General features: G+C 62.6%; 23 protein-coding genes. 11 read left to right on the top strand and 12 right to left on the bottom strand.

Annotation, left to right across the window (positions count from 1 at the left end):
* The first annotated feature begins 8 nt into the window (after positions 1-8).
* Entirely contained in the window at positions 9-1,181 is a 1,173-nt protein-coding gene (locus K7B09_RS02790; RefSeq protein ID WP_223626535.1) for an MFS transporter, read from the top strand.
* A 92-nt stretch (positions 1,182-1,273) separates the two neighbouring features.
* On the opposite strand, the gene K7B09_RS02785 is transcribed toward K7B09_RS02790, so the two are convergent.
* From K7B09_RS02785 to K7B09_RS02775, 3 genes are all read right to left on the bottom strand, one after another.
* Positions 1,274-1,483: a cold-shock protein gene (locus K7B09_RS02785; protein ID WP_223626533.1), complete on the bottom strand. Its 210-nt coding sequence runs from the start codon at positions 1,481-1,483 to the stop codon at positions 1,274-1,276.
* A gap of 224 nt (positions 1,484-1,707) precedes the next feature.
* Complete coding sequence (locus K7B09_RS02780) at positions 1,708-2,424, bottom strand: pseudouridine synthase (protein WP_223626531.1); 717 nt, start codon at positions 2,422-2,424, stop codon at positions 1,708-1,710.
* A gap of 128 nt (positions 2,425-2,552) precedes the next feature.
* The gene (locus tag K7B09_RS02775) at positions 2,553-4,142 is read right to left on the bottom strand and encodes a M20/M25/M40 family metallo-hydrolase (protein ID WP_223626528.1); all 1,590 of its coding nucleotides are present in this window, start codon (positions 4,140-4,142) and stop codon (positions 2,553-2,555) included.
* 148 nt (positions 4,143-4,290) lie between these two features.
* On the opposite strand from K7B09_RS02775, the gene K7B09_RS02770 reads away from it, so the two are divergent.
* The 7 genes from K7B09_RS02770 (at position 4,291) to K7B09_RS02740 (ending at position 12,100) form a co-directional block, all read left to right on the top strand.
* Positions 4,291-5,148 (top strand): 23S rRNA (adenine(2030)-N(6))-methyltransferase RlmJ, encoded by an 858-nt coding sequence (locus K7B09_RS02770; protein WP_223626525.1) that lies wholly within the window; start codon positions 4,291-4,293, stop codon positions 5,146-5,148.
* A 77-nt stretch (positions 5,149-5,225) separates the two neighbouring features.
* Positions 5,226-6,167, top strand: coding sequence for a DUF808 domain-containing protein (locus tag K7B09_RS02765; protein ID WP_374349439.1), 942 nt, complete (start codon positions 5,226-5,228; stop codon positions 6,165-6,167).
* A 60-nt stretch (positions 6,168-6,227) separates the two neighbouring features.
* A complete protein-coding gene (locus K7B09_RS02760; protein ID WP_223626523.1) occupies positions 6,228-6,821 on the top strand; it encodes a GNAT family N-acetyltransferase in 594 nt (197 codons plus the stop codon).
* Between the two features lie 64 nt (positions 6,822-6,885).
* Positions 6,886-10,398 carry a transcription-repair coupling factor gene (gene mfd, locus K7B09_RS02755; protein ID WP_223626520.1) on the top strand — a complete coding sequence of 1,171 codons (3,513 nt, stop codon included), beginning with the start codon at positions 6,886-6,888 and terminating at the stop codon, positions 10,396-10,398.
* Positions 10,395-10,904 carry a phosphoglycerate mutase family protein gene (locus K7B09_RS02750; protein WP_223626518.1) on the top strand — a complete coding sequence of 170 codons (510 nt, stop codon included), beginning with the start codon at positions 10,395-10,397 and terminating at the stop codon, positions 10,902-10,904. The genes mfd and K7B09_RS02750 overlap by 4 nt, the downstream gene beginning before the upstream one ends.
* The gene (nfi, locus tag K7B09_RS02745; RefSeq protein WP_223626516.1) at positions 10,904-11,584 is read left to right on the top strand and encodes a deoxyribonuclease V; all 681 of its coding nucleotides are present in this window, start codon (positions 10,904-10,906) and stop codon (positions 11,582-11,584) included. The genes K7B09_RS02750 and nfi overlap by 1 nt, the downstream gene beginning before the upstream one ends.
* A gap of 81 nt (positions 11,585-11,665) precedes the next feature.
* Positions 11,666-12,100, top strand: coding sequence for a hypothetical protein (locus tag K7B09_RS02740; RefSeq protein WP_223626514.1), 435 nt, complete (start codon positions 11,666-11,668; stop codon positions 12,098-12,100).
* Positions 12,101-12,108: 8 nt separating this feature from the next.
* Here K7B09_RS02740 and hutG read toward each other — a convergent pair whose 3' ends face one another.
* Positions 12,109-13,050: a formimidoylglutamase gene (gene hutG / locus K7B09_RS02735; RefSeq protein WP_223626512.1), complete on the bottom strand. Its 942-nt coding sequence runs from the start codon at positions 13,048-13,050 to the stop codon at positions 12,109-12,111.
* A gap of 142 nt (positions 13,051-13,192) precedes the next feature.
* Between hutG and hutI the strand changes: the two genes are divergently transcribed.
* The gene (hutI, locus tag K7B09_RS02730; RefSeq protein ID WP_223626509.1) at positions 13,193-14,407 is read left to right on the top strand and encodes an imidazolonepropionase; all 1,215 of its coding nucleotides are present in this window, start codon (positions 13,193-13,195) and stop codon (positions 14,405-14,407) included.
* 20 nt (positions 14,408-14,427) lie between these two features.
* Positions 14,428-15,624 carry a dipeptidase gene (locus K7B09_RS02725; protein ID WP_223626507.1) on the top strand — a complete coding sequence of 399 codons (1,197 nt, stop codon included), beginning with the start codon at positions 14,428-14,430 and terminating at the stop codon, positions 15,622-15,624.
* Positions 15,625-15,688: 64 nt separating this feature from the next.
* Here the strand turns inward: K7B09_RS02725 and K7B09_RS02720 are convergent, their stop codons facing one another.
* From K7B09_RS02720 to gltX, 7 genes are all read right to left on the bottom strand, one after another.
* Complete coding sequence (locus K7B09_RS02720; protein ID WP_223626505.1) at positions 15,689-15,853, bottom strand: 30S ribosomal protein THX; 165 nt, start codon at positions 15,851-15,853, stop codon at positions 15,689-15,691.
* A gap of 96 nt (positions 15,854-15,949) precedes the next feature.
* Positions 15,950-16,354, bottom strand: coding sequence for a MerC domain-containing protein (locus K7B09_RS02715; protein ID WP_374349447.1), 405 nt, complete (start codon positions 16,352-16,354; stop codon positions 15,950-15,952).
* 84 nt (positions 16,355-16,438) lie between these two features.
* On the bottom strand, positions 16,439-17,227 hold the full coding sequence (locus K7B09_RS02710; RefSeq protein WP_223626502.1) for a metal ABC transporter permease: 789 nt from the start codon (positions 17,225-17,227) through the stop codon (positions 16,439-16,441).
* Complete coding sequence (locus K7B09_RS02705; protein WP_223626499.1) at positions 17,224-18,123, bottom strand: metal ABC transporter substrate-binding protein; 900 nt, start codon at positions 18,121-18,123, stop codon at positions 17,224-17,226. The genes K7B09_RS02710 and K7B09_RS02705 overlap by 4 nt, the downstream gene beginning before the upstream one ends.
* A 24-nt stretch (positions 18,124-18,147) precedes the next feature.
* The gene (locus K7B09_RS02700) at positions 18,148-19,536 is read right to left on the bottom strand and encodes a hypothetical protein (protein WP_223626497.1); all 1,389 of its coding nucleotides are present in this window, start codon (positions 19,534-19,536) and stop codon (positions 18,148-18,150) included.
* A gap of 185 nt (positions 19,537-19,721) precedes the next feature.
* Entirely contained in the window at positions 19,722-20,216 is a 495-nt protein-coding gene (locus K7B09_RS02695) for a transcriptional repressor (protein WP_223626495.1), read from the bottom strand.
* 19 nt (positions 20,217-20,235) lie between these two features.
* Positions 20,236-21,639 (bottom strand): glutamate--tRNA ligase, encoded by a 1,404-nt coding sequence (gene gltX / locus K7B09_RS02690; RefSeq protein ID WP_223626493.1) that lies wholly within the window; start codon positions 21,637-21,639, stop codon positions 20,236-20,238.
* Positions 21,640-21,763: 124 nt separating this feature from the next.
* Here gltX and K7B09_RS02685 point away from each other — a divergent pair, with 124 nt between their 5' ends.
* Complete coding sequence (locus K7B09_RS02685) at positions 21,764-22,495, top strand: UDP-2,3-diacylglucosamine diphosphatase (RefSeq protein WP_223626490.1); 732 nt, start codon at positions 21,764-21,766, stop codon at positions 22,493-22,495.
* Between the two features lie 117 nt (positions 22,496-22,612).
* Here the strand turns inward: K7B09_RS02685 and K7B09_RS02680 are convergent, their stop codons facing one another.
* Positions 22,613-23,416, bottom strand: a complete 804-nt coding sequence (locus tag K7B09_RS02680) for a ferritin-like domain-containing protein (RefSeq protein WP_223626488.1) — start codon at positions 23,414-23,416, stop codon at positions 22,613-22,615.

Raw genomic sequence — 23,416 nt, 5'->3', positions numbered from 1 at the left:
CCTCCCCGATGCCCAGCTCGCAATCCGCCTTACGCATTCCTGCCGGGATCTGGGTGCTGGGCTTTGTCAGCATGCTGATGGACATTTCCTCGGAGATGATCCACAGCCTGCTGCCGCTGTTCATGGTCGGAACCTTGGGTGCCAGTGCGCTGGTGGTGGGCTTGATTGAAGGCCTGGCCGAAGCAACCGCACTGCTCGTGAAAGTCTTTTCCGGAACGCTGTCTGACTATCTGGGCAAGCGCAAAGGCTTGGCGGTGTTTGGCTATGCCTTGGGCGCGTTGAGCAAGCCGTTGTTCGCGCTTGCGCCCAGTCTGGGCATCGTTCTGAGTGCACGGCTATTGGATCGCGTGGGCAAAGGCGTGCGTGGCGCACCCCGCGATGCCTTGGTTGCCGACATCGCGCCCGCCGCGATACGCGGGGCCGCATTCGGTCTGCGCCAATCGCTGGATACCGTAGGGGCCTTGCTGGGCCCGCTGCTGGCCGTGGGTTTGATGCTGTTATGGGCCAATGACTTCCGGGCAGTGTTCTGGGTCGCGGTGATTCCTGGTCTGTTGGCGGTCGCGTTGCTGCTATTGGGGGTGCGCGAGCCGGCAGCACCGAATGCCGAAAAACGCCGCAACCCGATTCGGCGTGACAATCTCGAACGCCTGAGCGGGGCCTATTGGTGGGTGGTGGCGGTGGGTGCGGTGTTCACCTTGGCACGCTTTTCCGAAGCATTCTTAGTGCTGCGCGCCCAGCAAAGCGGCATTGCACTGGCACTGGTGCCGTTGGTGATGGTGGCGATGAATGCCATTTATGCAGCATCGGCCTACCCCTTCGGCAAGCTCTCTGATCGGATGCGCCACCGAACGCTGCTGGGGCTGGGCCTGCTGGTACTGCTCGCCGCCGACTTGGTGCTGGCGCACGATGGGCACTGGAGCACAGTACTGGCGGGGGTTGCCCTGTGGGGCATCCATCTCGGAATGACCCAGGGCTTGCTGGCAACGATGGTCGCCAATACTGCACCGGCCGATCTGCGCGGCACCGCATTCGGTATGTTCAATCTGGTCAGTGGTGTGGCGATGTTGATCGCCAGTGCGGTGGCAGGCCTGCTGTGGGAGCAGCTGGGGGCGTCTTTCACCTTTTTGGCCAGCGCCGTATTTTGCATATTGGCCCTGCTGGGGCTGCTCAAGAAATCCTGAGCCCTGCCCGATTCGGGGCGCTACACAATGTGTGCGCCTAACAAAAAAAAACCCGGCCGAAGCCGGGTTTTTCGCGCGAGGCGCAGGCGGAATCAACCGGCCTGCACTTCGTCGGCCTGCAGGCCCTTCTGGCCCTGCACGACCTTGAAGGTGACCTTCTGGCCTTCCTGCAAGGACTTGAAGCCGGTGCCCTGGATCGAGCGGAAATGGACGAAAACGTCCGGGCCGCTTTCCGGGGTGATGAAGCCAAAGCCCTTGGCGTCGTTGAACCACTTGACAGTACCGGTCTGACGATCCGACATGTTTGCAACTCCTAGATAAACAGTTTGGAAATGGACACATACCTCGAAACCGGGGTATGACTGTCGAGCAAGGGGTAACGCACACGATGAGCGGATCGCAATGGATCTACCGCATCGGGTCACGATGTACCGTGATCCCGCTTGAAACAGTGGGCGCACCATACCCTGTTTTTGGTCGCAAGTGTGAACCCACGCGAAATTTTTTTTAACAACCCGGTTTGGCCCTACCAATCGGCCTGTTCCGGCAGCAAGCTGCGCAACTCGGCATCGCTCAGATTGCGCCACTGGCCGGGCTTGAGATGGCCCAGCTTCAGACTGCCGATGCGCGCCCGGTGCAGCTGTTTCACCCGGTAGCCAAAATGCGCCGCCATCAGCCGTATTTGCCGGTTCAAGCCCTGGGTCAGCACGATCCGGAAGCCAAACCGGCCCAATTTGCCGGTCTTGCAAGGCAAGGTGGCCTGACCGTGTACCGGCACTCCGCCGCGCGCCATCGCGCGCAAGAATTCATCGGTGACCTGATGGTTGACGGCGACCAGGTACTCTTTTTCCAGCTTGTTTTCCGCGCGCAGGATGCGGTTGACGATATCGCCATTGCTGGTCAGCAGAATCAGACCTTCAGAATCCTTGTCCAGCCGCCCAATCGGGAATATCCGTTGCTGGTGGCCGACAAACTCGACGATATTGCCTTTGACCGAGGCTTCGGTGGTGCAGGTGATCCCCACCGGCTTGTTCAGGACGATGTACACATGCCGGCGCTGGCCCTTGCTGGCGCTGCGCGCGGCGAGTGCCGTGCCGTCGATGCGGACCTCGTCACCCTCGCCCAGCTCGGCGCCGATGCCGGCGCGCAGACCATTGACGGTGACCCGACCTTCGGCGATCAGTTGATCGGCCTCGCGGCGGGAGCAGTGGCCGGTGTCGGCGATATGACGATTAAGACGCATGATCCGGCCATTTTACCCGGCATACGCCATCACGGTGCGCCTTGTGGTGCGTGTGTGGGAGATTGGGCCACCCGAATGCGACAGGCCGCCGACTGCCGGCCTGCCGGTACCTCACTGGCTACGCGTGCTCAGTTCTCAACGAATGGCTTGCGCGGCAGCTTCTGCGGGCGAGTGGCTGCGTTGTACACGAACGAAGCCACAATCGCGGAGGCCTGCTTCAAATCGGCTTCCACTGCATGGTCTTGTACGTCCAGATCGGTGTGGTGGACATGACTGAAATAATCCAGCTGGTCTTGCACAAACTGGAATCCGGGCACGCCCACGGCATCAAAACTGATGTGGTCGGTACTGCCGGTATTGCGCTGGGTGACGATGGTTGCTCCCACGTCATTCCACGGCTTCAGCCATTCGGCAAAAATCGGCGCGACGGCCAGATTCTCTTGCGCATAGATGCCGCGAATCTTGCCGCTGCCGTTGTCCAGATTGAAATACACCGACACCTTGCCGTAGTCCTGGCCTCGGATCAGCTTGCCCTTGCTGGGCCGCAAGAAGGCCGGCAGTGCTTTTTGTTCGGGGTCTTTGGGTTCTTCGAACTTGCCGATGTGCTGCTTCACGTATTCCTGCGAGCCAATCAGGCCTTGCTCTTCACCAGTCCACAATGCCACCCGGATGGTGCGGTTGGGCTTGGCACCCACGGCTTTCAAAATGCGCATGGCTTCCATCATGACCGCCACGCCCGCGCCATTGTCATTGGCACCGGAACCGGCATGCCAGGAATCCATATGCGCACCCAGCATTACCACCTCATCACGCTGCGGGCCGCTGCCGGGGATTTCGGCAATCGTGTTGTAGCCGGCTTGGTTGTTATCGCTAAGGAATTTGGCGTCCACCGCCAACCGCAGTTTCACCGGCTCTTTGCGCTCCAGCGCACGCATCACCGTGTTGTAGTGCTCGGCCATCATCACCAGTGATGGCACGCCTGCCGATTCACCGGCTTTGCGCGAACCACCGCCCATGACCCGCACGATGCCATCGTTCCAACTGCTGATCGACACTGTCGCGACCACGCCCTCGTCAACCAGATATTGATTGATCAACGGCGCCAGCTCCATGCGCGCACGAAAGCGCGCAATCATCGCCGGATCCGTCTTGCGGTCATCGGCCAGTGGATATGAAATCAATTCTTCCAGGCTGTCATGGTCGTGGCGCTGGAAATCAGACTTTTCATTGGGCTTGTAGGCACGCAAGTCATCGGTGAACACGATCTTGCCGCGCAACTTGCCTTTCCACTTTTCCAGATCCGCCTTGGACTCGATCTTGGCGAATATCGCCTCGCCTTCCACCGGCCCGGTGGTACCCGGCGTCCACGCCTTGGGCAGCGCATGCAGCGGCATCGCCCGCGGACTGAGCATTTCCACGCTGGCATCGGTAAACGCCCAGCTGCGGCCGAGGTCGTCAATCGCCTCGTCATGCACATTGGCCATGCCCCATTCGGTGAATTTGCTGCGTGTCCAGCGGTTGGCTTCAAGCATGGAAGGCGACAGAGTCAAGCGCGGCCCGATCACGTCGGTCAGGTGATCCAGCGTCTTCATCACCTGCGAGCGTGCAAACGCCTCTTGGCGAATCTTCGCGGTCATATCCAGATCCACGCGCTCCTGCGCAAATGCCGCCTGTGTGCACACCAGCAACACTGCGGTTGCCAAACTCCATCGTTTCATTGGCTATCCCCTCGTCACAAGAACACTGGAGTCTAGACATGTGCTTATGCAGATTCGTGGGCCATCGGTCATACCGTTGCCGGCAAGGACGTGACGCCCACCACGTTCTGATGCCGGGCAGCCGGTATGCCTGCCGTAGAATTGCAGCATGAATTACCGCCACGCCTTTCACGCCGGCAACCACGCCGATGTGCTCAAACACGTGGTCTTGCTGGCCCTGTGCGATGCACTGACCAGCAAGCCTGCGCCCTGCTTCGCACTGGATACCCACGCCGGACGCGGCTTGTATCGCCTGGATGGCGAAGCCGCGCAGAAAACCGGTGAGGCGCAGGACGGCATTGCCCGCTTGATCGCAGAAACCCCCAGGCAACCCGCGATCCGCCGCTATCTGGCCGCAGTGCAAGCCTGCCGCGAGCAACACGGCGCGCACAGCTACCCCGGCTCACCGTGGCTGCTGGCGCATGCGCTGCGCGAACAAGACCGCATCGCGCTGTGCGAATTGCATCCGGAAGAAGCGCAAGTGCTGGGCAGCCATTTCGAAGCCGACCCGCGCATGGCCGTGCATGCGCGCGATGGTTACGCCGCGATCAAGGCGCTGCTGCCAGCCAAACACGGCGCACAGAAATTCGCCCGCGGGCTGGTCCTGATCGACCCGCCGTATGAGGCGCAACTGGACGAATTCGACTTCGCGCTAGCCGCCCTGCGCGAAGGGTTGGCACGCTGGCCGCAGGGCATGTTCGCCCTGTGGTACCCGATCAAACAGCGTCGCAGCCTGCACACGTTCTACCGCAAGGCGGCGGGGCTATCGGCCAAATCCAGCCTGCTGCTGGAATTGCTGGTGCGCCCGGATGACTCCCCGCTACGCATGAATGGCAGCGGCCTGCTGCTGCTCAATGCCCCGTGGCAGTTTGATGGCCTGATGCAGCCAGCCTTGGCGGCGATGGCCGGCGCGCTGGGCGAAACCGGCGCATCCGCCCGCGTGGAATGGCTGAAAGCCCCGCTGTAGGAACAGGGTGGAACAGGAGACAGCGGGAATTAAGCCCGCATAATTCCCTCCATCCCCATTCCTGGCCCCGGTTTCTGATGCCTTCCAGTTTTTTTGCCCTGTTCGACGACATCGCCAGCCTGCTGGATGACATCGCATCCATGACCAAAGTGGCCAGCGGCAAGACCGCCGGCGTACTGGGCGACGATCTGGCGCTGAATGCCGAACAGGTATCCGGCATTCGCGCCGAACGTGAGCTGCCGGTGGTGTGGGCGGTGTTCAAAGGCTCGCTGATCAACAAGGCGATTCTGGTGCCGGCGGCATTGGCCATCGCCGCGCTGGAGGCCTGGCTGAAAACGCAGGGCACCCCCGTTCCTTTGATTCTGCCGCTGCTGATGCTGGGCGGCGGCTATCTGTGTTTTGAGGGGGCGGAAAAACTGGCCCACAAGTTCCTGCATCGGCAGGCAGACGCTCAGCACCACGCCGCGCTGGTGCGGGCAGTGGACAACCCCGCCGTGGACCTGCTCGCCTTCGAACAGGACAAGATCAAAGGCGCCATTCGCACCGATTTTGTGCTGTCGGCGGAAATCATCGTGATCACGCTGGGCACGGTGGCCACGCAAACGCTGCCCGCACAATTGGGCGTCTTGGTGGCCATTGCACTGTTGATGACAGTGGGGGTGTATGGGCTGGTGGCTGGCATCGTCAAATTGGACGATGTGGGCCTGCACCTGGCCCGCCCCAGCGCCGGCAACCTCAGCGCCGCACTGGGCCGCGGCATTCTGGCCTTCGCGCCGAAGCTGATGCGGTTCTTGTCGGTGGCCGGTACGGTGGCGATGTTTCTGGTGGGTGGCGGCATCCTGGCGCATGGCATCGCGCCGTTGCACCACGCCATTGCTGCGCTGAGCACGGGCAGTTTGGGCTGGCTGTGGGGCGCGTTGCTCAATGGCGGGGTTGGGGTGTTGGCCGGCGCACTGCTGGTGGCGATACTTTCGGCCCTGTCGCGCTTGCGCGGCAAGTCGCATACTCCACCGGCATGAACTCACCGAACGGACACGCGCCGTTCATTTTTTTAACACCTGTCACGCGATGATGCTGCCATGTCCGCTCGCAACCGCATGCCCCCGTGGCACGAACATGTCCGCCTCAGCAACGGGCGGGATATTTTGATCCGCCCGATTCGGCCGGAAGACGCCGGGCCAATACAAGCCGCGTTTACCTTGCTGGAGCCAGATGAAATTCGCCAGCGCTTCTTGCATCCGATGAAGGAGCTCAGCCACAAGCAAGCCGAGCAGCTCACCCGACCCGACCCGCGCCGCGACTTCGCGCTGGTCGCTGCCGAGCCACTACCGCCGGGCGAGGCGTTGATTGGCGCGGTGGCGCGCATTTGCATCGACGCCAATGGCAAAGATGCGGAATTCGCCATCCTGGTCAGTCACTACGTCAATGGCATGGGTTTGGGCCGGCACTTGATGCGCCGGCTGGTGCGTTGGGCCAAGGGCCGCAAGGTGCTGCGCGTGTATGGCGATGTATTGGAAAGCAATCTGCCGATGCAAGCGCTGGCGCAGTCACTGGGCTTCCATCGCGAAGCCGCCGGTGAAGCCGGTTTGGTGCGGGTGGTGTTGAATATCCCGCCGCCCAAACCCAAACCCCCACTCCCGCCACCGGCCTTCCTGAGCAGCGTGCAGGGGTAAAATTTCCCACACAACCCAACCACACAAGCGCTGGCGTGCTGCGTCCGGCGCTGCCGATCATGTCATGTCTGAATCCTTGCTTGCGTTTGCCCCCCCCTTGCCCCGCAGCGGCCAGGCCCGCGCCTACTGGCGTGCGCCGGCTTCCAGCACTGCATTGGCCTGCGCGATTGCGGCGGCCGCGCAGCAGCACAATGGCCCACTACTGACCATTGCGCGTGACAACCACGCCGCACAGCAACTGGAAACCGATCTGCGCATCCTGCTGGCCAGCGCGCCCACACTGCCGGTGCTGGGCTTCCCCGATTGGGAAACACTGGCGTACGACCGCTTCAGCCCGCACCCGGAGATCGTCAGCCAGCGCCTGGCCACCTTGGCGCGGCTACCCGGGCTGACCCGCGGCATAGTCATCGTGCCTGCCGCCACCTTGATGCAACGGCTAGCCCCGCGCAGCCATGTGCTGGGCAACCGGTTTGATTTGAAGCTTGGCCAGCAGCTGGACATGGATGCGGAAAAGCGCAGGCTGGAAACAGCCGGCTATCGCAACGTGCCGCAGGTGTTCGACCCCGGTGATTTTGCCGTGCGCGGCGGGCTACTGGATGTGTATCCGATGGGCGCAGACACCCCGTTTCGGATTGAATTGCTGGATGACGAGATCGATTCGATCCGCATCTTTGATCCCGACAGCCAGCGCTCGCTGGAAAAAATCAGCGCGATTGCATTATTGCCCGGCCGCGAAGTGCCGATGGACGATGCCCATGTGCAGCGTGCACTGGACGCGCTGCGCGAACGCTTCGACATCGACACCCGCCGCAGCGCACTGGTGCAGGATCTGAAAGCCGGTCTGGCACCGGCGGGTATCGAGTATTACCTGCCGTTGTTTTTTGCCAATGACCGCAACCACGACAGCAGTACCGCGAGCTTGTTCGATTATCTGCCCGGCGCCATGCCGGTGCTGTGTGAGGGCGCCTTGGAGGCCAGCGAGCAGGCGTGGCAACACATCGAGCACCGCTACGATCAACTGCGCCACGATATCGAGCGCCCCTTGCTGCCCCCCGGCGAGCTTTGGCTGGCACCGGGTGCCCTGCGTGAACGCTTGAACCAAGGCAACCGGATCGACATTTGCAACACGCAACATCCGCGCTATGCCGAGGCCCACACGCTGCCCGTGCAACCAGCCCCAGCCTTGCCGCTGACGCAAAAAGACCACGCCCCTGCCGATGCCTTGCGCAGCTTCCTGACAAGCTATCCGGGCCGGGTGTTGATTGCCGCCGATTCCGCCGGCCGCCGCGAGGCCCTGCGCGAGGTGTTGGAGGCAGCGGGGATGCCGCTGGCGGGGGTGGAGAGCTGGAGCGCTTTTGCCCGTCATCCTGGCGCAAGTCGGGATGACGGGAGCAGATTAGCCATCACCGTCGCCGCATTCGATGACGGCTTCGCATTGGATGCGCCGCCACTGTGCGTGCTCACCGAGCGCCAACTCTTCCCCGAACGCGCCAGCCAGCCGCGCCGCCGCAAGCGTGCCGGGCGCGAACCCGAAGCCATCATCCGTGACTTGGGCGAGCTCTCGCTGGGCGCACCGATCGTGCACGAAGATCATGGCGTGGGCCGCTATCGTGGGCTGATCGCGATGGCCGTGGGCGGCATGCCCGGCGAGTTTCTGGATATCGAATACGCCAAGGGCGACCGCCTGTATGTGCCGGTGGCGCAACTGGACCGCATCAGCCGCTACTCCGGGGCCAACCCCGACACCGCACCACTGCACAACCTGGGCGGCGAGCAGTGGGCCAAGGCGAAGAAAAAAGCCGCCGAGAAGGTCCGCGATGTGGCCGCCGAGTTGCTTGAAATCCAAGCCAAGCGCCACGCACGCCAGGGCCTGGCCATCGACGTGGACCGGGCGATGTACGAACCCTTCGCCGCCACCTTCCCGTTCGAGGAAACCCCCGACCAGCACGCCGCCATCGAAGCGGTGCTGCGCGACCTGGCCTCCTCGCAGCCGATGGACCGCGTGGTCTGCGGCGACGTCGGCTTCGGCAAGACCGAGGTGGCGGTGCGCGCCGCCTTTGCGGCCGCCAGCGCGGGCAAGCAGGTGGCGATCCTGGTGCCCACCACCCTGCTGGCCGAGCAGCATTACCAGAACCTGCGCGACCGCTTCGCCGACTGGCCGCTGCGGGTGGAAGTGCTGTCCCGCTTCAAGACCAAAAAAGAAATCGAAGCCGAATTGGCCAAACTGGCCGAAGGCAAACTCGACGTGATCGTTGGCACCCATCGCCTGCTGCAACCGGACGTGAAGTTCAAGGATCTCGGGCTGGTCATCGTCGATGAAGAGCAGCGGTTTGGCGTGCGTCAAAAAGAATCGCTGAAAAAACTGCGCGCCAATGTGCACCTGCTGACGCTGACCGCCACCCCGATTCCACGCACGCTGAACATGGCGATGAGTGGGCTGCGCGATTTGTCGATCATTGCGACCCCACCGGCCCACCGGCTGGCGGTGCAAACCTTTGTCCACGTCTGGGACGACGCGCTGCTCAAGGAAGCCTTCCTGCGCGAACTGTCACGCGGCGGGCAGGTGTATTTCCTACATAACGATGTGGAAAGCATCGGCCGCATGCACGATGCGCTGCAAATCTTGGTGCCGGATGCGCGCATCGGCATTGCCCACGGCCAGATGCACGAGCGTGAACTGGAACGCGTGATGCTGGACTTCCACAAGCAACGCACCAATGTGCTGCTGTGTTCCACCATCATCGAGTCCGGCATCGACATCCCCAACGCCAACACCATCCTGATCAACCGCGCCGACAAATTCGGGCTGGCCCAGTTGCACCAGTTGCGTGGCCGCGTGGGCCGCAGCCACCATCGCGCCTATGCCTATCTGCTGGTGCCCGATGGCCGCAACATCACCCCGGATGCCAAAAAGCGACTGGAGGCCATCACCTCGATGGACGAGCTGGGTGCCGGCTTCACCTTGGCCACGCATGATCTTGAAATTCGCGGTGCCGGCGAGCTGCTGGGTGAAGGCCAAAGCGGGCAGATGGCCGAAGTCGGCTTCAGCCTGTACACCGAATTGCTGGAACGTGCGGTGCGCAGCATCAAGCAAGGCAAACTACCCGACACCGATGCCGATGATCGCTTCGGCGCGGAAGTGGATCTGCATGTGCCCGCCCTGATCCCCGACGACTACCTGCCCGACCCGCATGCGCGCCTGACTTTGTACAAGCGCATCAGCGCCGCCCGCAGCGTGGATGCGCTGCGTGAATTGCAGGTGGAAATGATTGACCGGTTCGGCCTGCTGCCGGACGCCGGCAAACACCTGTTCGCCACCGCCGAATTGAAGCTGCATGCCACGGCGCTGGGGATTCGGAAATTGGTGCTGGGCGAGAAGGGCGGCCGCGTGCAATTTGTCGAAAAGCCCAATGTGGACCCGATGGCGGTGATCCGCTTGATTCAAGGCCAGCCCACGCACTACAAGATGGACGGCCCGGACAAATTGCGCATCCTGCTGGAATTGCCCGATGCCAGCACCCGCTTCAATGCGGCGCGTGGGCTTTTGATTGCCATGGATAAAGGAGCCCCTCGATGACCCTGCTTCGTGCGATGTTGTTTCCTGCATGTGTACTTATCAGCGCGTGTGCGTCAACGCCTGCACCGCCGGCTACGGCGAGTACGCTGTACCTGGTGCGGCATGCCGAAAAAGACCTCGCCGCCGGCAAAGACCCCCCGCTGACGCCTGCCGGCCGCACTCGCGCCGAACAGCTGTCAACGCTATTGGCCAAGGTGCCGCTAGAAGCAATCTACAGCACCGCCACCCAACGCGCCCGGCAAACCGCCGCGCCCACTGCGCAAGCACACGGGCTGGCTATCTTGGAGTACGACGCCAGCGATGCCGTGACCTTCGCCAGCCAGCTGCGGCAGCGATACCCGCATGGCAATGTGCTGATCATCGGCCACAGCAATACCCTACCGGCCTTGGTGCGCGCTCTATGCCATTGCACTGTGGGCGAGATGGATGAAGCCACCTATGGCATCCGCTATACCGTGCAATTTGATAGCGCTGGTCGTAGCCAGCTGCAGGTGAATCAGGATTGATGGACCACAAGCCCGACCTGCCCGAATGGCATGGCAATGGCGATGCCATGCGTGCGCTGCAAATCGAACTGGCTCGGCAAGTGTCGCTGCGCGATGGCTTTGCCAAGCCACTGCGCACGGTTGCCGGCTTTGATGTCGGGTTTGAGGAAGCCGGCAGCATCACTCGCGCTGCCGCCGTATTGCTGGATGCCAGCACGCTTGCCGTCATCGACCAACAGGTTGCATGCCTGCCCACGCGCATGCCGTACATCCCTGGGCTGCTCAGTTTCCGCGAATTGCCGGCGCTGCTGGAAGCCCTCAACATGCTGTCCTCACCGCCGGATTTGGCGTTTGTGGATGGCCACGGCATCGCACACCCTCGCCGCTTGGGCATTGCCGCACATTTTGGTGTGGTCACGGGCCTGCCCAGTATTGGCGTGGGCAAAAGCATTCATGTGGGCGAAGCGAGGCAGGCACTGCACGGGATGCGGGGTGCATTCACGCCATTGCGCGATGGCCGCGAACAAATTGGCTGGTTGCTGCGCAGCAAACCCGGCTGCCTGCCGCTGGTGATCTCACCCGGGCATAAAGTGGCGATGGCCTCCGCAGCGGAATTGGTGATGCGGTTTGTCACCACCTATCGCCTGCCGGAACCTACCCGTCTGGCTGACCGGCTGGCATCGCGCCGCGACAGCCAGTAAGCGTCACGCAGTAATTGTTCATCGCAAGCCGCAGCATCGTGGTATATCGGATAACACCTGCCACCCAAGCGAGCGTTCCTCATGTACCGCACCGCCTGCCTCACTCTGATCGCCCTGCTGACCGGTTGCGCAAGTGCAGATTCACAACCCACCACCACCGCGACCACTACGATCACAGCACAGGAGCCACCGGCCGCCATGCAGACCATTACCTTGGGCATCGGTGAAAAAGCGACGTTGGCCGACGGCAGCCGTTTGACCTACTTGAGTTTGGTCAATGATTCCCGCTGCCCCCCCAACGTGCAATGCATCTGGGCCGGCGATGCCGAAATCTCATTGCGCTGGGAACCCGCCGCCAGCGGCAAACCGAAAACATTTTCACTGCATACCAACCCCATTCGAGACCACGGCCAAACCGGTCTGGACGTGGGCAAGGTGCATATCGCCCTGCAAGCACTGGAACGCGGGATTGCCCCTGAGGCAACCTTGAGCATCACGCCCGTGGACAAGGCCTGAGGCCAGTGCTAGCTGGCCCGCACCACCGCATCTGCCACCCGGTGAATCAAGCGTGCCGCCACGCGTGCCGTCACATTGTCGCGATCCAGCGGCGGCGAGAGTTCGGCCACGTCCATCAACTTCAATTTGCCGGTTGCGGCAATCGCGTCGAGTAGAGGCTCCACCACCTCCATCGGTACACCGCGCGCGGCCGGCGCGCTGACACCCGGCGCCATGGCATGCGGCAAGCCATCAATGTCGATGGTGAGATAAATCAGGTCCACATCCGCCAATTTTTCACGCAACTGGGTGATGCGCTGCGGCAACTCCAGCAGGCCTAATTGGTCATCACGGACATAGTGCACATCCAGCTGGTTGGCGGTATCAAACAACACCCGCGTATTGGCGGCGGCACTGATGCCGTACACCAAGTAGTCCAACGGCAAGCCCAGTGCGCGCGCGTGTTCGATGGCTTGCAGGAACGGCGTGCCGGAACTGGCTTGGTCTTGTTTGCGCAAATCAAAATGCGCATCGATATTGACGATCGCCACGCGTGGGCGGCGCGCGCCCAAATGTTTGGCCAGGCCTTGATACGACGCGAACGCAATTTCATGGCCGCCGCCCAGGCCCACCGCAAAATGCCCAGCATCCAACAACGCCGCCATCGCATCGGCATAGCGCGTTTGCGCCGCTTCCAGCTCGCCATCGGCGCAGGTGATCGTGCCCGCATCGAACAGTGGCGCAGCGTTCAATACCGGCAGATTGGACAGCATCCTGCGCAGCGCAGCCGGGCCTTCGGCGGCCCCTGCGCGGCCATGGTTGCGGCGCACGCCTTCATCACAAGCAAAGCCCAATACTGCCACCCCCGGCGCGGTTGCACCTTCGGCTGCGCGCACCCATTGGTGCCAGCGTAGCGTGGAAGCCTCGATGGGTAGATCGACGCGGCCACTCCAGCCATCCACGAGGCTCATCGGGAGACCTGCAAACAAGACAACACGAGCGATGCCGGCATGACAATCTCCAATCGAATACTTCACGCATTCTAGCGGGCGACCGCATGCCGGCGGCGTTTGCAATAATCGCGTCTTGGCTGCGTTGCACGGACACGGACTGATGACCCCTCGCTGGGATTTGCTACTCACTCACGCCACCCTGGCCACGCTTGATGGCGAGCAGCCCTTTGGCTTGATCAAGGATGGCGCACTGGCCTGCGCCAATGGCCGCATCGCGTGGGTGGGCCGGATGTCCGATCTGCCTTCCGCTGCGAGCGCCGTGCGCACCGAAAACCTTGCGGGCAAGTTGCTGACTCCGGGCTTGATCGACTGCCATACCCACCTGGTGTTTGCCGGCAACCGTGTGCGTGAATTTGATATGCGTCTGAACGGCGCAAGCTACGAGGACATCGCACGCGCCGGTGGCGGCATTGCATCCAGCGTGGCTGCTGTACGTGCGGCCAGCGAAGAAGAGCTGTTGCAGCAGTCGCTGCCGCGGGCACGCGCGCTGCTGCGCGATGGCGTCACCACCCTGGAGATCAAATCGGGTTACGGATTGGATTTGGCCAACGAGGGCAAAATGCTGCGGGTGGCACGCCGCCTGGGTGAAACCGTGGGCGTGGGTGTGCGCACCACGTATCTGGCCGCACACGCGCTGCCGCCAGAGTTTACAGACCACGCGGATGGCTATATCGACGCGGTAATCGCGTGGTTGCCGCAACTGCATGCCGCAGGCTTGGTGGACGCGGTGGATGCGTTTTGCGAGGGCATCGGGTTTTCGCCTGCACAAACCCGGCGTGTATTCGAAGTAGCGCGTGCACTGGGCATTCCGGTGAAGTTGCACGCCGACCAGCTCAGCGATCTGGGCGGTGCTGCGTTGGTGGCAGAGTTCAATGGCCTGTCCGCCGACCATATCGAATACACCCGCGATGACGGTGTGCGGGCGATGGCCGCGCATGGCACGGTTGCGGTGTTGCTGCCCGGTGCGTTCCATCTATTGCGCGAAACCAAACTTCCCCCCATCGCGCAACTGCGCGAACACGGCGTGGCGATGGCGGTGGCCACCGACTGCAACCCCGGCACCTCGCCCCTGTTGTCGCTGCGGCAGGCCATGCAATTGGCGTGCACGCATTTTCGGATGACCCCGGAAGAAGCGTTGCAGGGCACCACCGTGCATGCCGCAAAAGCGCTTGGTTTGGCCGACCGCGGTGCCCTGTGCACAGGGATGCGTGCCGATCTTGTTGCATGGAATGTCGCCCACCCCGCCGAATTATGCTATTGGCTAGGTGGTGATCTGGCTGCGCAAGTCATCGTGGCTGGCCAACCATCGCTCTAACCTTTGGAGTGTGTCTGCGTATGCGCCTGACCCTGCTTGCCACCGCCTGCCTGCTGGCGGCATCCACCGTTCACGCTCAAGCGAATGACGCTGCGCGCAAGTTGGCGCACGACGCGATCATCGTGGATACCCATATCGATGCACCGGAGAACCTGCTGGATCATTGGGCCGATCTTGGCAACGCCGTGCCTGGCCGCGAATTCGATTACCCGCGCGCACGCGCTGGTGGTTTGGATGTGGCGTTCATGTCGATCTACACCTCGGCCAAACAGGATGCCGATGGCAGCGCATGGCAAACGGCCAACCAGATGATCGACAGCATCGAGGCCTTGGTACAGCGGCACCCGGACAAATTCGCCCTGCTCACCTCCCCCGCAGATGCGTCGCGGCTGCACAAAGGTGGTCATGTATTGCTGCCACTGGGCATGGAAAACGGTGCGCCGCTGGGCGACAAACTCGACAACGTGCAGTTTTTCTTCAATCGCGGGGTGCGTTACATCACCCTCGCTCATAGCGCCAATAACCGCATCGCCGATTCCTCGTACGTGCTGGAAAAGCACTGGAACGGCTTGAGTCCGTTTGGTCGGCAGGTGGTGGCAGAAATGAACAGGGTCGGCATCATGGTGGATGTCTCCCATCTAGCCGACGCTTCCGCATTGGAGGCAATCCAGCTGAGCAAGGTACCGGTGATCGCCAGCCACTCCGCATTCCGCCATTTCACGCCCGGCTTCGAACGCAATATCAGTGATGAAATCGCCAAGGCAGTCGCCGCCAAGGGCGGCGTGGTGCAGGTGCCGTTTGGCACGGCCTTCATCGACCCCGCCAGTGCCGCCGACACCCAGGCGCACTTCCGTGCCATCAACGACTTCAACGAGCATAACCGTGCACTCAGGGCGCAAGGCCAGCCGGAGCTTAGTCGGGATGCCTTCGAAAAAGACTGGGCACGCACGCATCCGTCGCGCACCAGCAGGCTGACCCAAGTACTCGACCAAATTGACTATGGGGTGCAGCTGATTGGCATCGACCACATCGGTATCGGCTCGGATTTCGATGGCGTGGATGGCCAGTTGCCGGCCGAGCTCAAAAGCGTGGCCGACTACCCCAACATTGTGGCCGGCCTGCAATCGCGCGGTTATCGCGATGCCGACATCCGCAAACTGCTCGGCAACAATCTGCTGCGAACTTGGGCCACAGTGGAAGCAGGTGCTGGCAAATAACCTTACAACAACGCGAAAGCCCCGCACTGCGGGGCTTTCGGGATCACGCTTGGAAGCGGATGGGTCAGGCCTTCTTGGCCACAACCTTCTTGGCTGGTGCTTTCACCGCCTTCTTGGTGACCGGTGCAGCGGCAGTGCCGGCAGCCTTGGTCACCGAATGTGAACGCGAATTGCCATAGCTGGCGTTGTAGCGCTTGCCCTTGGCAGTCTTGCGGTCGCCCTTGCCCATCGTGTTGCTCCTGAAATCGGTTCGTGTGAGGTGTTCGCGACGCGCGCGAGGCCGAGCATTCTAGCACGGTACGCCCCGGCGGGCGGATTCGGGGGATCAGTGCGCGCAGGCCGGCCCATGCACATGACGGTGGTTCAGACGCAAATTGGCAATATGCGCCAGCCCCACCAGAGTGCCGCCGAAAGTCATCGCCACGGCATGCGGGAGCAGCGAATGGTGCAACGGCGCGTACAAAATGCCAACCCACAGCACCGCCAACCCCGGCAGCAACAGGGCTAATGCCCGCAATACACGATGCCTGCGATAGCTCCACATCAGCACGGCCAGCCCGAACAGGCTGGCAAACAGCACGAAGCCGACCTCGAAGCCGTCCCCCAGCCACGCCGCTACTCCAATCGAGGGCAGCGCGGCGATCAGCAGCGGCAGCAGCGCGCAATGCACCGCGCACACCAATGCGCCGGTGGCACCCAAGCGATCGAGTAGCGAATGTGAGCGGGGCATCTCTGGCATTTGTTATTTTATAACATAAGTACAGTCAAACTAGGGTGAACCCGGCCACAACCCAGCCCTGCTGCAGCCACCGGCTCAATGCGTGACTGCCACGGGTGCCTGCCGCCGCAGCGCGGGCACGGCCTGCGCCAACAGGGCAAACCCCGCCAGCGCCCACACGATCAGTGCGCCACTGGGCAGATCCAGCAGCGCCGAAGCCACCAACCCACCCACATAGCCCAGCACGCCGATGGCATACGCCCAGCCCAGCCCAGCGCGGCCCTTCACCGTGATCGTGGCCAAGGCCGGCACGATCAAGCTGGCAAACACCAGATACACCCCCACCAGCTGCACCGAGGCGGTGATCGCCAGCGCAAACAGGCCATAGAACCAGAGCCCGCTCAAGCGCCCGCGCCGCCACCCCATCAGCCCCAGCAACAGCACCGACAACAGCGCCACCGGAATCAGCTGGGTGTAGTTCACCCACAAAATTTGCCCCACCAGCAAATCCTTGAGGTGCTCGCCCCCCTGTGGATTGTTGGCCAGCAATAACAGGCCGCCGGTGGCCGCCAGTACAAACAGGGTGCCGATCAGGGGTTCCTGCCGCTCCGGCCAGCGTTTGTCGGTCCACGCCAGCAAGCCAGCCCCCAGCAGCGCGGCCACCGCGGCGGCACCTTGCACACCAAATCCGTGTGCATCAACCCCGAATGATTGCGCCAGAATCACGCCCAACCCGGCGATTTGGGCAATTGCCAGATCAATGAAGATGATGCCGCGCGCCAACACCTGCTTGCCCAGTGGCACATGCGTGGCCAGTACCAGCAGGCCGGCGGCGCAGGCCGGCCCAAGGATGGCGATGTCCAGTCCTTCCCAGTTCAGACTCATTTGACTTGCGCCAACAGTTTGTCGAGGGTGGAATCGAACAGGCCAAACAAATCCTTCGCCTGCGCATCACCGCCCACGGTAAACGGCAAGGTGACGGCCGGCACCCCCGTACGCGAGGCCAACCAATCCGCCGGCTTCGGGTCCTGATAGGCGGCACGCACAATGGTCAGCGCGTGCTGGTCACGGGTTGCGGCAACCAGGCTTGCCATATGTGCAGCCGTGGGCGGCACGCCGGGCTTGGGTTCCAGCGCGCCAATTTGCTGCATCCCCAGCCAATCCCACAAATACGCCCAACTGATGTGGTGCACCACGACTTTACGGCCCCGCAACGGCGCCGCCTTGGCTTTCCAGCGCAGCATGGCCGCCGTCCAGCGCGTATTGAAGTCGGCCAACCGCGCCTGATAGGTGGCGGCATTGGCCGGATCCAACTGCAGCAAACGCGCACCCAGGGCTTTGGCAATCACCTGGATACGCCGCGGGTCCATTTGCACATGCGGGTTGCCATCCGGATGCACATCGCCATCGGCGCGATTCACCACCGTGGGCACTTCCAGCCGTTTCACTTGCATCGCCGCCATGAATGCGCCGGGGCCGGAGGCCAGCTTGGTATTGCCCGATTGGCGCAACAGCTGCGGCAGCCAGCCAATTTCCAGATCAGCACCGGTACACACCGCAAGATCGGCGGCACGCACTTTGGCGATCAAGCTGGGCTTGGCTTCCACCACGTGCACGTCCTGCAGCGCGGTGGTAGCCACATCCACATCCACCTTGTCACCGGCAAGTTCATGCACCAGCGATGCCCATTCGGGTTCGCAGGCGAACACACGCAACTTGGCCTGTGCCGGCGTCGCAATCAAGGCGGCGGCAAGCAGGACGGGGATTGCAAATATTTTCACGGATCGACTCCTGGTGAAGAGGGTTCAGAACTTGTGTGCGCCATGCGCGCCCAAGCTGGTCTGGTATTGCAGGATGAAGGCGTTGTCGGTGGCACCAGGGGCGGGCGTGTCGCGGCTGAGTTGCAGACGGAACAAGCTGAACTCGCTGTTGCGCCAGGTCAGCTCGGCGCTGTGCCGGAACGGGTCAAACCCGCCCACCGGCAACGCCGCATTGCCCCATAAACGGTCGTACCGATAGCCGGCATCCCACGTCCGATTGAAGCGGTACACCGCCTCCAGATATGCGCCGCGGCGCTGTCCGTCCCACGCCAACACCGTGGCCGGATCGGCTGGCTCCGCATACACACCGTTGCGCCGGTCCCACATGACTTCGCCACGCAAGGTGACGCCGCCATCCTTGAAGTTGCCCTGCGGCGCCCATTTCCACGTGGCGTCCAGCAGGTACAGATTGGCATCGCCGCTGAACCCGTCGGTGCCGCCGGCAACCCGGGTTTTGAGCGCAGACACGCCGGCCAGCCATTCGTTATCGCTCCCTGCCGAGCCACCCACATGCGCGAACACACTGCGCGTGCCCAGCCCGCCGTTTTGCGCGCCGCCACTGGGGTAGTTTTGGCCGCGGAATGCCTCAGCCCCCACTTCGAGGAAGGTTGTGGTGGGGGCTATCCAGCGCAGTTGCACACCGTCATCGCCGTACTGGCCACCCAGGAAAGCCTGATACGGCAATGGGCGATCGAAGAAATTATCGGTATGTAGATGATGGCTGTTGAGGTAGCCAATCGCGGAATAGAAGCGGCCTAACCGCAGGCTCACGCCATTGGGCAGCGCAGTGGTTTCGATGTACGCCTCTTCGATCCCAAGATGGTCCTGGCCGTCTTCACTGCCAATTGCCGCGGTCAACTGGCCATAGAACTTGTCATCGATATTGGCGGCGAATGAGATCTCGCTTTCACCCAGCGAAAATCCATTCGGGCCGGGACCGCCGCCCTCGCCCGCCCGCGGGAACCCTGCACGAGCGTAGCTGGCCGGATCCAGTGAGTGATGCGCGTAGCTGCCATTGAGAATGATGCTGATCGCCGGGTTGAAGGCATTGCCCCCCCCGCCGCCACTGCTGCCAGGCGCTGCAGCCAGGGCATCCACGCCAGTATTGGCAGCACTGCCCGGTGTTGCCGGATCGGCGGCCAGCGCATCCACTTCGGCCTCCACGCTGGCCGATGACGCGGCAGGCAATTGGGCGATCGTTGGCGCCTGCTGCGGCACGGCAACCAACTGCGCTTTCATCGCCAGCAGCTCAGCCTGCAGCGCCTTGACCTGGGCTTCCAGCGTGACGATGCGGCGGTGATCGTTGGGGGTGGTGGCCTGCGCGGCAGGGGCCAAGCTTGCGGTCAATGCAAGCACAAGGAGGGAATGACGCATCCAGCTGGCACCCTTTTTGATAAGTTATAACATAACACCAAAACGGATCCACCGAGTCAACATGACTGATGGCAGGGTGGCATGATCGTCGCCTGCAATCCCAGACAAGGGAACGCCGCAAAGGTTCCCGCTACGGCGGGAAAATGTACCGGCGGTGTTGCAATCGGCCGCGCCGATGCGGTGCGTCAGCCTACGGAATCTGCACAGCGTGCGCACAGCCCGTGCACTTCCAGGGTCTGTGCTTGTGGCGCAAAGCCCAACTTGCGTGCGGCGGCATCCAGCGTGGCCACGATGCTGGCGTCTTCCAACTCGGTGGCCGCATGGCAGCGGTTGCAAATCAGGAACGGCACCGAATGTTGCGCGGCATTGGGGTGGTGGCAAGCCACGAATGCGTTGATGGATTCCAACTTGTGGATGAAGCCATTGGCCAACAGAAAGTCCAGTGCGCGATACACGGTGGGTGGCGCGGCCGCGCCTGCGCCTTCGCCATCACGCACTTTGTCGAGCAGGTCATAGGCCTTGATCGGCTGGCCGGCATCGGCAATCAGCCCCAGCACCCGCGCACGGATGTCGGTCAGGCGCAGCCCGCGTTCACCACAGGCACGCTCCACCGCCGTCACGAAGCCTTTGGCATCGTGGACGTGGTGTTTGGGATCGGTGCAGGTGTGCGGCTTGGCCATGACTGGATTATGGGGTCACTCAGGCCCGCGGCAACATGCCGATGGCTGCGTCAATGCGTGCCAACGCTTCCCCGCGCCCACACAGATACACCGTCCAGCCGATATCCGGGCTGACCTGGGTGCCGGTGATGGCTACCCGCAGCGGCTGCGCGATCTTGCCCATGCCGATGCCGAGCGCCTCGGACACTGCCTTGACGACATCGTGGATCGGCTCCGGCGACCAGTCCGCCAGCGTGGCAAGCCGCGTCCGCATCTGCGCCAGCGGCTCGCGCGCGGCTTCCTTCAGGTGCTTGGTCACCGACGCTTCGTCGTAGGTGGCCAGTGGCTGGAACCACACCGCGGACTTCTCGGCGATCTCCTTCAGTGTCTGCGCGCGCTCGCGCAGCGCGATGACCAACTCGGCCGGCTTCGGCCCCTTCGACAGGTCGTAGCCGGCCTGCTCCAGGTGCCAGACAAGGTGCTTCGCGACGGCCTCGGGGTCGTCCGACTTCAGGTATTGCTGGTTGAGCCAGCCGAGCTTGGCCGGATCCAGTCGCGAGGCTTTTGCGTTGACATCGGCAAGGTCGAACAGCGACTGCATTTCGGCAATCGAGAAGATTTCCTGATCGCCATGTGACCAGCCAAGGCGCACCAGATAATTCAGCAGCGCATGCGGCAGGTAGCCGGCATCACGATACTGCATCACGTCGGCCGCGCCGGTTCGCTTCGACAGCTTGGCGCCGTGTTCGTCAAGGATCATCGGCAGGTGCGCGAAGCGCGGCACCGGGGCGCCCAGCGCTTTGTAGATATTGATCTGACGCGGCGTGTTGTTGACATGGTCATCGCCACGCACCACATCGCTGATGCGCATATCGATGTCGTCCACCACCACTGCAAAGTTGTAGGTGGCATAGCCGTCGCTGCGAAAGATCACGAGGTCGTCGAGTTCGCTGTTGGCGATCTCGATCCGGCCCTTCACCTTGTCGTCCCACGCCACCACGCCATCGACCGGGGTCTTGAAGCGGATCACGCGATTGGGGTCATCGCGCCAGCCGGCGTTGGCATCCCGATACGCACCGTTGTAGCGCGGCTTCTCCTTGGCCGCTTCGGCCACTGCGCGCATCGCTTCGAGTTCTTCCTTGGTCTCGTAGGCGTAATAGGCGTGCCCGGAAGCGACCAACTGTTCGGCCATTTCCTTGTAGCGATCGAGGCGATGGGTCTGATAGATCGGGCCTTCGTCGCAGTCCAGTCCCAGCCAGTCCATCGCCTCCAGAATTGCGTCGATCGCCGCCTGCGTGCTGCGCTCGCGGTCGGTATCTTCGATGCGCAGGATGAACTGCCCACGCTTGCGGCGCGCCTCCAGCCAGCAATACAGCGCGGTGCGCGCACCGCCGATATGCAGGTAGCCGGTAGGGGATGGGGCGAAGCGGGTGCGGGTGGTCATGGGCGGCAACGTGGACGGGGCAATTGCGTATTTTAGCTGCTGGAAGAGACCGGCACTTGCGCCGTTTGTTTCCTTGCAGGAACGGGTTGGCGCTTTGCCGCGCCGAGCGTCTTACAATCCAGCGATGACCACCCTCTTCATTTCCGACCTCCACCTCGACCCCGAACGCCCCGAGATCACTGCACTGTTTGGCCATTTCCTTGCTGGCGAGGCCCGCAGTGCCGATGCGCTGTACATCCTCGGTGACTTGTTCGAAGCCTGGGTGGGCGATGACGATCCGTCCGCGGCGGGTGCATTGGTGGCTGAAAAATTGGGTGCCCTGGCCAACGCCGGCGTGCGAACCTATTTCATTCGCGGCAACCGTGATTTCCTGTTGGGCGAAACCTACGCCGCACGCTGCGGCATGACCTTGCTGGACGACCCCACCCACATCGACCTGTACGGCCAACCCACACTGCTTCTGCACGGCGATCTGCTGTGTACCGATGACACCGCCTATCAGCAATTCCGCACGCAAACCCGTGACCCGCAGTGGCAGGCGCAATTCCTTGCACAGCCATTGCAATCGCGGCTGGCCTTTGCCGCGCAAGCGCGCACCGCCAGCAAGGCGCGCTACGGCGAATTGGTAGCAAAGGGGATGGCCGAAACCATTGGGGATGTTTCGCCTGCCACGGTGCGGGACTGGTTTGCGCGCTTTGGGGTGACGCGGATGATCCACGGCCATACCCACCGCCCGGCAATCCATGATGAAGGCGACGGATGCAGCCGCATCGTACTGGGTGATTGGTACGAACAGGGCTCGGTGTTGCGGGTGGACGCGGATGGGTTTGCGCTAGCCGCACTGCCTGCGGCGTGATGCCCACGCACGGTGGGCTGCCCCTTGCGCGAATGTCCCCCGGCATCGGCCTTGTGGCCGCTGCCTCCTCCTTGATTTTGCTTCAGGGGCAGCCCGCCATGCGTGGGTGCGGGCGCGTTAACCCGCTGCGGCCAGCAGGCTTTCCAATTCCTCGAGATCAAACCCCGCCTCGAGCCGCGCTTCGGTATTGAACGGCTTGTGCAGCACACCGCTGGCGTACTCGCGCAGCAATTCGCGAAAGCGTGTCCGCGGCTCGACTCCGGCGCGCTCACAATGCCAGCGATACCAGCGTGACCCGGCGGCAACGTGGGCGATTTCTTCGCGCAAAATAAGCCCGAGGATATCGGCAGTGGCGTGGTCGCCCAGCCCGCGCAATTTCACGATCATCCCCGGCGTGACATCCAGCCCGCGCGCCTCCAGTACACGCGGCACCAGCGCCATCCGCGCCAAGCCATCGTGCGCGGTTTTCTCGGCCATTTCCCACAGCCCGTTGTGCGCATCGAAATCGCCGTAGTCAAACCCAAGTTCACGCAACCGTGCGCGCAGAAAATTGAAGTGCCGCGCTTCGTCGTGCGCCACTTGCACCCAGTCGGCATAAAACTGCGCCGGCAATCCGCGAAAGCGATACACCGCGTCCCACGCCAAATCCATCGCATTGAATTCGATATGCGCTACGGCATGAATGAATGCCGCACGCCCCTCGATACTGCCAAACCCGCGCCGTGGCAAGTCACGCGGATGTACCAATGTTGGGGTGGCCGGACGGCCCGGCATGCCAATCGCCTCGGGTGGCGAGGCGTCGTCAGGAATCGACAATTCACCGCGTGCAAACGCGTCCGCCCATCGCAGCGTCCGTGCGGGCTTGTCATCCGCAGTGGCGGCATCAAGACACCTGCGGGCGGCGGTAAAGAGCGATGTCAA

This window comes from Thermomonas beijingensis, assembly GCF_020034655.1.
Lineage (GTDB): Bacteria > Pseudomonadota > Gammaproteobacteria > Xanthomonadales > Xanthomonadaceae > Thermomonas > Thermomonas beijingensis.
Note: the sequence above shows the minus strand (reverse complement) of the source record. Positions and strands in the feature narration are given on the sequence as shown.